Genomic DNA, 8,309 nt, shown 5'->3' on the forward strand with positions numbered 1-8,309 from the left:
CCATTCGGCCGGAAGCCGCGCTCGTAGACCAGACCTGGCCGTGGTACAAACTGCCCGTACCAGCATCTGTACCCAACGTCAGTGGCCGGTCACCCCCTGAGACGGAGCCGGAATCGTGGGGTCAGCGCTGGTCGTCGCGGGGGTCGACCGGCGGCTGCCGCCGCTGCGTGTCGTCCGGGTCGGACGGGCCGTTGAGCACCTGCCCGATCAGCTCACGCAACTCGTCGATCGCGTCCACCACCGCGCCCGGGTCGCGCGCGTCGCGTCGATCACGCTGACGTGGCACCGGCTGATCCAGCCGAACCGGCGGCGAGGCGCGGGGGCCCCGGCGGCCGTCGGCCGCCAACTGCTCGGCTGCCACCTGCGGCCACAGCGCCGCGAGTCGGCCGCCGGTGCCGAGCACGTCGTCGCAGCGCAGCGCGAACTCGTGACTGCCGAACCGGCGACCGGACTCGACCGCCGCGACCGTTTCCCGGCTGAACCGCACCAGATCCGCCAGCGCTCGCTGGGTCAGGCCCCGTCGGACGCGGCAGTTGCGCAGTTCCCATCGGAACCGTTCGCTGGCCGCAGAGGGAGCAGAGCTCGACGGGGACGTGTGCTCCATGCGCTCGCCTTCGTGGCTACGGGAATCAGCGGCGGAAGTCAGATCGAGATTGGCCGATGAGCTGAACATTTACCGGTGACAATTCTTAACCCAGGACACGATGGGTGTGAAGACGTTCACCGACCTGGATCGTCGGGCAAAGCGGAAAAGGTGCGGTTCGGGCCGTTGCCGGTGCCGGGCAGGCAGGGGCACCCTTCCCACCTCCGGTCCGCGCGCAGGCAGGCCCGTTGGCGCTCGACGCTGTCAGGCGGCATACGCTTCGGCGGTCGCCTGACCTCGCGCCGCCGGAACGTCGGCGGCTTCCCTGGTGTCGATTACCGCGAGCAGCGAGTGGTGGGCGCGAAACGCGACATTGGCCTTGTACGAGCGCTGTTGCCCGGTCGCCAGACGGAGCCCAGGAATGGCTTCGGTAAGTCGGGTGATGGCGATCTCGGCCTCCAGCCGCGCCAGTCCCGCGCCTATGCAGAAATGGGGGCCGTGGCCGAACGACAGGTGATTGCCCACGTCGGCCCGGCGTGGGTGAAACCGGTCCGGGTGCGCGAAGACCGCGGCGTCGCGGTTCGCCGCGCCGATCAGCAGCAGGCAGCGTGCCCCGGCGGGGATCGTCACCGTTCCCAGGGTGACGTCCCGGCTGGTCACCCGCAGCCAGCCGTCGATGGCGGGCGCGAACCGCAGGGTCTCGCCCACGAACGCGGCCACAGCCCCCGGGTCGGCAGTCAGCTCCGACCAGTGCCGCGGGCTGGACAGCGCCTGGTCGAGGGTGTGGGCGAGCAACCCGGCGGTGGTCTCGTGGCCGGCGACCAGGAGGTTGAAGGCCAGGCTCGCCACCTCGGGCACGGTCAGCACCGCGTCGTCGTCGTCGCGGTACGCCAGGGCGCGGCTGATGAAGTCGTCGCCCTGGTGTCCACTGTCCACGCGCCGGCGGACAAGCTCCTCGCAGTAGTGCCAGAACTCCAGCAGATCCTGCGCCAGGCGGACCTGCTCGGCCGGGTCGGGTTGCCCCCAGATCAGCGCGATCTGACCGTCCGCCCAGCTCCGGATCTGTCCGATGTCGGCGTCGGGGACGCCGAGGATGTCGAGGACGACCAGCAGGGGAAGTTCGGTGGCGAAGGCCGGGAGCAGGTCGACCTGCTCGCCCTGGCGGGCGACGAGCCGGGTCACCAGCTGGTCGACCCGGCACCGGATGATCGGGCCGTACTCGGCCTCGACCCGGTCGGCGGTGTTGGCGAAGGTCGCCCGTAGGGCCCGACGGGTGCGGGGGTGCACCGGCGGATCGGCGGCGGCCGTCGTGGGTGGCGCGTCGATCTGCATGATCACGCTCATCGCCTCCGGGCAGACCTCGTAGACCGGGGCGAGGGTGAGGGCGTTGCCGAACGTCGCGACGTCGGCGAGCGCGCGACGGACGTCCGCGTGCCTGCTGATCAACCACAACCCGAGATCCTCGGCGTAGTGCACGCCGTCGGGATCGTCGAGAATGCGCCGCCAGATGCTTGCCGGATCGGTGAGATAGACCCCGGTGAACGGATTCAACCGCATGGAACGCCTCCTGATGCACGCGGCGCGAAACCGGCAGCGCCTCCATTTTGCGATCCACGTCAGTTGGGGCCGATAATGGCGCGCATCTGCCTCTGGCTCTTCACGGTGCGCTGAGCGGCTGCACAAGTCAAGATTGGTCGTCGTCTATTTATTGCGCGACATAATGCGGGTTGCAACGGACGGGTGAGTTCGGCCGGATGCAACTTGCGTCTCGGTCCTTGCCGTCGGTCAGCCCAGCTGGGCGAGGCATCCAGAGGGCACGACCCGGGCGGCAGCAACCGGTCTGTCCCGGTGTGCCGACGGGATGGCCGATGTCAGCGACAACGAGACGATCAGGAAGGGTTGAGACGGACGACCGCTCATGGTGGACGGTGGAATCACGGAACCGCTCTCCCTCATGACCGGAAAAACGATCTCCGAGCCGGCAGGTGACGCCGGGCTCCGGTCACCGGCCCGGTGGTGGGAGTCCCCGCGACGACGCTGACGCGCCGCGGGGGCTCCGGCCCACGCCGGAGTCCCCGCGACGTCCTACCGTGACGACCCGGCCTGGCGAGCGGTCAGGGCGTCCAGGGGGTGGCGATGTTCCAGGTGCTGTCGGCGGCCCACAACGTCGGCGTGTTGTACGCGTCGCCGCCGGTGCCGTTGCTGAGCCAGACCTCGGAGTTGTAGTGCCGCAGGTACCTACCCCGGAAGTTGTACGACTCCAGCGACACGCCCGAGCCGGTCAGCCCGACCCGGGCGCACCAGGTGGCGTCGGCACGCAGGAGCGCCGAGCCGTCGTCTGGCGAGTTGCGGACCCGGGAGTTCTGGTGGCGCAGGTACTGCCCGGGAAAGTTGACCGACTCGAACGAGTAGCAGCCGGCGTCGGCCAGGCCGGCCCGGATGGTGTACGTGGCGTCGGCCTTGAGCTGGCTGGGGCTCGCGGCGGCGACCACCTCCGTGTAGGCCAGGCTGTCCTGGTGGCGCAGGTAGCGGTTGGTGAAGCCGGGCGTCGTCACCTGCAACGACCGCCGGGCGTTGACCGGCAGGGCCACCGGCGCCGAGCCGCCGATGGCCTTCGAGGCGTTGATCAGGGCGGTGTTGGCGGCGCGGACCCGCGCCTGGTCCATCTTGATCACCTGCCGGTCGTACGTCAGGAAGCCGTTCAGCTCCCCCTCCAGGTCGGTGATCTCGGTGTAGACCGAGGCGCTGAGCCCCTTGCCCAGCATCAGGTTCTGGCTGCCCTGCACCAGACCCACGTACCGGTCGGTGAGGGCGCTCGAACTGGTCTGCCACTCGTAGGCGAAGAAGCCGCCGCTCGGGCTGTACTCGTGGCCCGGCGTGTGCAGGCCCAGCCCGCCGAACTCACCGAGTGCCGCGATCCGGGTGCTCGACGGCGCGGGTGAGTCCGGCCCGAGGTAGACGTGCCAGTCGTCGATGTCACCGTTGCCGGGGTTGCCGAGGGACTGGCAGCAGTTGTGGCCGCTGTGCGCGTTGACCAGACGGGTCGGGTCCTGGTTCTTGATGTTCTGCGCCACCCGCCGGGTGTCGGCGAGGGACCGCTCGCCCCACCCCTCGTTGTAGGGCGTGTACGCGACGACGGCGGGCGAGCTGCGGTGCTCGTCCACGATCTCGCGCGCCTCGGTCTCGAACTGCGCCTGCTGGGCGTCGGTGGGGTTGATGTCCTGCGCGGTCAGCGACGGGATGTCCTGCCAGACCAGCAGGCCGAGCCGGTCCGCGTGGTAGAACCAGCGCTGTGGCTCGACCTTGATGTGCTTGCGCACCATGTTGAAGCCCAGGTCCTTGTGCTTCTGGAGGTCGAAGACGAGGGCGGCGTCGGTCGGCGCGGTGTAGAGGCCGTCCGGCCAGAAGCCCTGGTCGAGGGTGCCGACCTGGAACACGAACTGGCCGTTGAGCTTGGGGCGCAGAACCCCGTTCACCAGACCTGTGGTGATCTCCCGCATACCGAAGTAGTGCGCTGTCCGGTCCACCGTGGTCGTCGAGCCGTTGCGCAGGGTGACCCGGAGGTTGTAGAGGAACGGGTCGTCGGGTGACCAGCGGCGCGCGTTGGGCACCGGCACGCTGAACTCGGTGAACCCGCCGGTGGCCGAACCGACCACCGTGCTTCCGTTGAGCGCCTCGGCGAGCACGCTGTGGCCGCTCACGTCGCCCCGGGTGAAGACCCGGACCCGCAACGTGTTGTTGCTCAGGTTCGGATAGACGTCGACGCTGCTGATGGAGGCGGTGGGCACCGGCTCCATCCACACCGTCTGCCAGATGCCCGAGCTGGGCGTGTAGAAGATCCCGCCAGGTGTCCTGGTCTGCTTGCCGATGACCGGCAGACTGCCGTTCTGCCGGCTGTCGGTGGGGTCCCACACCTTGACGACGATCTCGTTGGTGCCGGTGGTGAGCTGGGGTGTCACGTCGAAGGTGAAGGCGTCGTAGCCACCGGTGTGCGCGCCGACCCGCATGCCGTTGACCCAGACGGTGCTCTGCCAGTCGACGGCGCCGAAGTGCAGCAGGGTGCGCCGACCCGACCAGTTGGCCGGGACGGTGACGGTGCGCCGGTAGAACAGGTAGTGGCGGTTGTCGTTGGCGGCCCGCTGGATGCCGGACAGCGCGCTCTCCACCGGGAACGGCACGTTGACCCGCTCGGGCAGGTCCGTGCCGAACTGTGGGGCGTCGTCGGTGGCCGACTGGCGTAGCTGCCACTCGCCGTTGAGGTTGAGCCAGTCCGGTCGCGTCATCTGGGGGCGCGGGTACTCGGGCAGGGGTGTGCCGGCCAGCGCCTGGCTCGTCCAGGGGGTGGTCAGTGGCGGTGTCTTGGCCGGTGCGGCGGACGCCGGTGGGGTTGGCGCGGCGAGAACGCCGGCGATCAGGGTGAGGATGAGCAGCAGCGGCAGGGCGGGGCGGATGGGGACCTGACGTGTCATGCCGTCTCCGGGGGGCGAGTCGCCGCGGGCGGTGCAGCCAGGCCCGAAGCGCGTGGGTGGTGGGCGTCGGGTGGTCACTGACGAGGGACGGGCGTCATCGACGGATGCCGGTGGGATCTCCACGCGCCGGCGTAGCGGGCATATTGACATTCATCATCGCCTGTATAACGTTATAGAGCCGCGCCGGGCTCCCGTCAATCCTTGTTCGTCGATGTCTGGCCCGCCTCGGCAGACCCGATGGCGAAGGGTTGGTGGATGGGCGTCAACCTCAAGGACATCGCCCAGCGCGCGGGCGTGTCGCTGGCCACGGTCTCGAACGTGGTCAACGGGTACCGGCCGGTGGGGGAGCGGACCCGGCTGCGCGTGCAGCAGGCGATCGACGAACTCGGCTACAGCCCCAACCTGGGCGCCCGGCATCTGCGTCGGGGGCGTACCGGGCTGATCGCCCTGGCTATCCCGGAACTGAACAACCCCTACTTCGCCGAGCTGGCCGAGATCGCCATCGCCGAGGCCGCCGGGCTCGGCTACACCCTGGTCATGGAGAACACCGCCGCGGACCGGGGAGCGGAGCTGGCGCTCCTGGACGGGTCCCGACGGCACATCATCGACGGCCTGATCCTCAGTCCGGTGCGGATCGGCCGGGAGGAGGTGCTGGCCCGCACCGCGCACACCCCGCTCGTGCTGATCGGGGAGGGCGTCTACGACGTGCCGCACGACCACATAGCGATCGACAACGTCGCCGCCAGCCACGCCGCGATCCAGCACCTCGTGGCGATCGGCCGCCGCCGGACGGCGTTCATCGGCGCCACGCGCGGCGGCGAACGGCAGTCCGCCCACCTGCGGGTACGCGGCTACCGGGAGGCCCTGACCGCCGCCGGCCTGCCGTACCGCTCGCGGCTGGTGGCCCACACCGACGCCTTCGGCCGGCTCGACGGCAAACGGGCGATGCGCGACCTGCTCGCGCTCGGTGACCCACCGGACGCGGTGTTCGGCTACAACGACCTGGTCGCCGTCGGTGCGCTGCGGGCCCTGGCCGAGGCCGGTCTCCGGGTGCCCGAGGACGTCGCGGTGATCGGGATCGACGACATCGAGGAGGGCCGGTTCAGCACCCCGACCCTCACCACGATCGCACCGGACAAGCGGGAGATCGGCCGTCTCGCGGTGCGCCGCCTCGTGGCCCGCATCGAGGGTGCCGAGGTCGCGGCACCGCTGACCGTGCAGACACCGTTTCGGCTCATCCGACGGGAGAGCACGGGTACGCCCGTCGGCTGAGGGCCCGTGGTGCACTGGGTGAGATCCATAGCCCCGGTGGTACGACCCAGAGAGGATGACCCACTAGATCCATGCTTCTCAATATGATGACCGCTATCTCGAACGGGGTGCGCTCACGAGGCGTGCCATCCTGATGCGGAGGAATGCATGGTTCGCTGGCGTACCCTCACTGGCCTGCTGGCCACCGCGTTGGCCGCGGTGACCGCGGCCAGCCTCACTCTCACCGCGCCGGCCGCCGCGGCCGACAACCCCGTGACGCCGAACGTCGTGGGCGGCACCCGTGCCGCGCAGGGCGAGTTCCCGTTCATGGTGCGACTCTCGATGGGGTGCGGCGGGGCGTTGTACAGCCCCCGGCTGGTGCTCACCGCGGCGCACTGCGTGGGCTCGACCGGCACCAACACCAGCATCACCGCGACGCTCGGGACGGTCGACCTCCAGTCGTCCAGCCGGATCACCGTCCGGTCGAACTACGTCTACCGGGCCCCCGGCTACAACGGCGCCGGCCGCGACTGGGCGCTGATCCGGCTGGCCAGCCCCGTGACCGGGCTGAGCACTCTGCCGATCGCCAGCACGACCGCCTACGACAGCGGGACCTTCACCGTGGCCGGTTGGGGCGCCGCCAGGGAGGGCGGCGGCCAGCAGCGGTACCTGCTCAAGGCGAACGTGCCGTTCGTGAGCGACTCCACCTGCAACGCCAACTACGGTGGTGACCTCATCCCCGCCCAGGAGATCTGCGCCGGATACGCCAGCGGCGGCACGGACACCTGCCAGGGTGACTCGGGTGGCCCGATGTTCCGCCGCGACGCCTCGAACGCCTGGATCCAGGTCGGCATCGTGAGCTGGGGCAACGGCTGCGCCCGGCCCAACTACCCGGGTGTCTACACCCAGGTGAGCTACTTCGCCTCGTCGATCGCCTCGGCCGCGGCGAGCCTCGGCGGCTGACCGTCGGACAAAGTAGGGCGGCCCGGACGGCGATGTCCGGGCCGCCCACCCGTGTCGCCACCAGGGGTACGCGGCGAGTGGGCGACCCGACAGATTCGGCGGGCCGCGCGTGCGGCGTCCGCCGGAGCGGCCATGATGAGCCGGTGAAGATCCTGTCCATCCAGTCGTCGGTCGCCTACGGTCACGTCGGCAACTCGGCGGCGGTGTTTCCCCTCCAGCGGCTCGGCCACGAGGTCTGGCCGGTCCTGACCGTGCACTTCTCCAACCACACCGGGTACGGCGCGTGGCGCGGGCCGATGCTGGCGGCGGCCGACGTGGCCGAGGTGATCGAGGGGATCGCGGACCGTGGGGCCCTCGGCGGCGCGGACGCGGTGCTGTCCGGCTACCAGGGCGACCCGGCCATGGGCGCGGTGATCCTGGACGCGGTGGCGAAGGTCAAGGCGGTCAACCCGGCCGCGGTGTACTGCTGCGACCCGGTGATGGGCGACGCCGGTCGCGGAATGTTCGTCCGCCCGGGCATCCCCGAGTACCTGCGGGACACCGTCGTGCCGCGTGCGGACATCATCACGCCCAACCACTTCGAGCTCGACTTCCTCGCCGGCCGTCCGACGAACTCGCTGGCGGAGGTGCTCGACGCGGTCGACGTCGTACGCGCGACCGGACCGCGGCACGTCCTGGTGACCAGCGTGTTGCACGGCGACCTGCCGCCGGACTCGCTGGAGGTGGTGGCCGTCTCCGACGAGGGCGCCTGGGCGGTGACCACGCCGCTGTTGCCGATCAACCCGAACGGTGGGGGCGACGTCACCGCGGCGCTGTATCTCGCGCACCTGTGGACCACCGGCTCGCCCGCGACCGCGCTGGAACGCACCATCGCCTCCGTCTACGCCGTGCTCGAAGCGACCCTCGCGGCGGGTACCCGGGAGATCCAGTTGATCGCCGCGCAGGACGTGATCGCCGACCCGCCGGCCCGGTTCACCGCCCGCCGGCTGCGCTGACGGCGGGTCGACACCGCTCGGGCGACACCGCGCGGCGCGACACCGACC

At 70.3% G+C, this 8,309-nt stretch carries 6 protein-coding genes; 3 read left to right on the top strand and 3 right to left on the bottom strand.

What is annotated here, in order from left to right; genetic code table 11:
• Positions 1-121: 121 nt before the first annotated feature.
• The 3 genes from LADH09A_RS11370 to LADH09A_RS11380 all read right to left on the bottom strand — a co-directional run bounded on the left by LADH09A_RS11370 (position 122) and on the right by LADH09A_RS11380 (position 5,052).
• Positions 122-604, bottom strand: coding sequence for a helix-turn-helix transcriptional regulator (locus LADH09A_RS11370; RefSeq protein ID WP_238644851.1), 483 nt, complete (start codon positions 602-604; stop codon positions 122-124).
• Between the two features lie 243 nt (positions 605-847).
• Positions 848-2,140: a cytochrome P450 gene (locus LADH09A_RS11375; RefSeq protein WP_238644852.1), complete on the bottom strand. Its 1,293-nt coding sequence runs from the start codon at positions 2,138-2,140 to the stop codon at positions 848-850.
• Between the two features lie 557 nt (positions 2,141-2,697).
• Positions 2,698-5,052, bottom strand: coding sequence for an AbfB domain-containing protein (locus LADH09A_RS11380; protein ID WP_238644853.1), 2,355 nt, complete (start codon positions 5,050-5,052; stop codon positions 2,698-2,700).
• Between the two features lie 255 nt (positions 5,053-5,307).
• On the opposite strand from LADH09A_RS11380, the gene LADH09A_RS11385 reads away from it, so the two are divergent.
• The 3 genes from LADH09A_RS11385 to pdxY all read left to right on the top strand — a co-directional run bounded on the left by LADH09A_RS11385 (position 5,308) and on the right by pdxY (position 8,261).
• Complete coding sequence (locus LADH09A_RS11385; RefSeq protein ID WP_238644854.1) at positions 5,308-6,324, top strand: LacI family DNA-binding transcriptional regulator; 1,017 nt, start codon at positions 5,308-5,310, stop codon at positions 6,322-6,324.
• 147 nt (positions 6,325-6,471) lie between these two features.
• Complete coding sequence (locus LADH09A_RS11390) at positions 6,472-7,266, top strand: S1 family peptidase (RefSeq protein WP_238644855.1); 795 nt, start codon at positions 6,472-6,474, stop codon at positions 7,264-7,266.
• A 143-nt stretch (positions 7,267-7,409) separates the two neighbouring features.
• A complete protein-coding gene (gene pdxY, locus LADH09A_RS11395) occupies positions 7,410-8,261 on the top strand; it encodes a pyridoxal kinase PdxY (protein WP_238644856.1) in 852 nt (283 codons plus the stop codon).
• Positions 8,262-8,309 lie beyond the last annotated feature (48 nt).

Origin of the sequence: Micromonospora cabrerizensis (assembly GCF_022230955.1) — a bacterium.
GTDB classification, from domain to species: domain Bacteria; phylum Actinomycetota; class Actinomycetes; order Mycobacteriales; family Micromonosporaceae; genus Micromonospora; species Micromonospora cabrerizensis.

What these genes read in the sequence shown, in the direction of transcription:
- LADH09A_RS11370 (WP_238644851.1), bottom strand. Translation starts at nt 604, where the DNA reads ATGGAGCACACGTCCCCGTCGAGCTCTGCTCCCTCTGCGGCCAGCGAA.
- LADH09A_RS11375 (WP_238644852.1), bottom strand. Translation starts at nt 2,140, where the DNA reads ATGCGGTTGAATCCGTTCACCGGGGTCTATCTCACCGATCCGGCAAGC.
- LADH09A_RS11380 (WP_238644853.1), bottom strand. Translation starts at nt 5,052, where the DNA reads ATGACACGTCAGGTCCCCATCCGCCCCGCCCTGCCGCTGCTGCTCATC.
- LADH09A_RS11385 (WP_238644854.1), top strand. Translation starts at nt 5,308, where the DNA reads ATGGGCGTCAACCTCAAGGACATCGCCCAGCGCGCGGGCGTGTCGCTG.
- LADH09A_RS11390 (WP_238644855.1), top strand. Translation starts at nt 6,472, where the DNA reads ATGGTTCGCTGGCGTACCCTCACTGGCCTGCTGGCCACCGCGTTGGCC.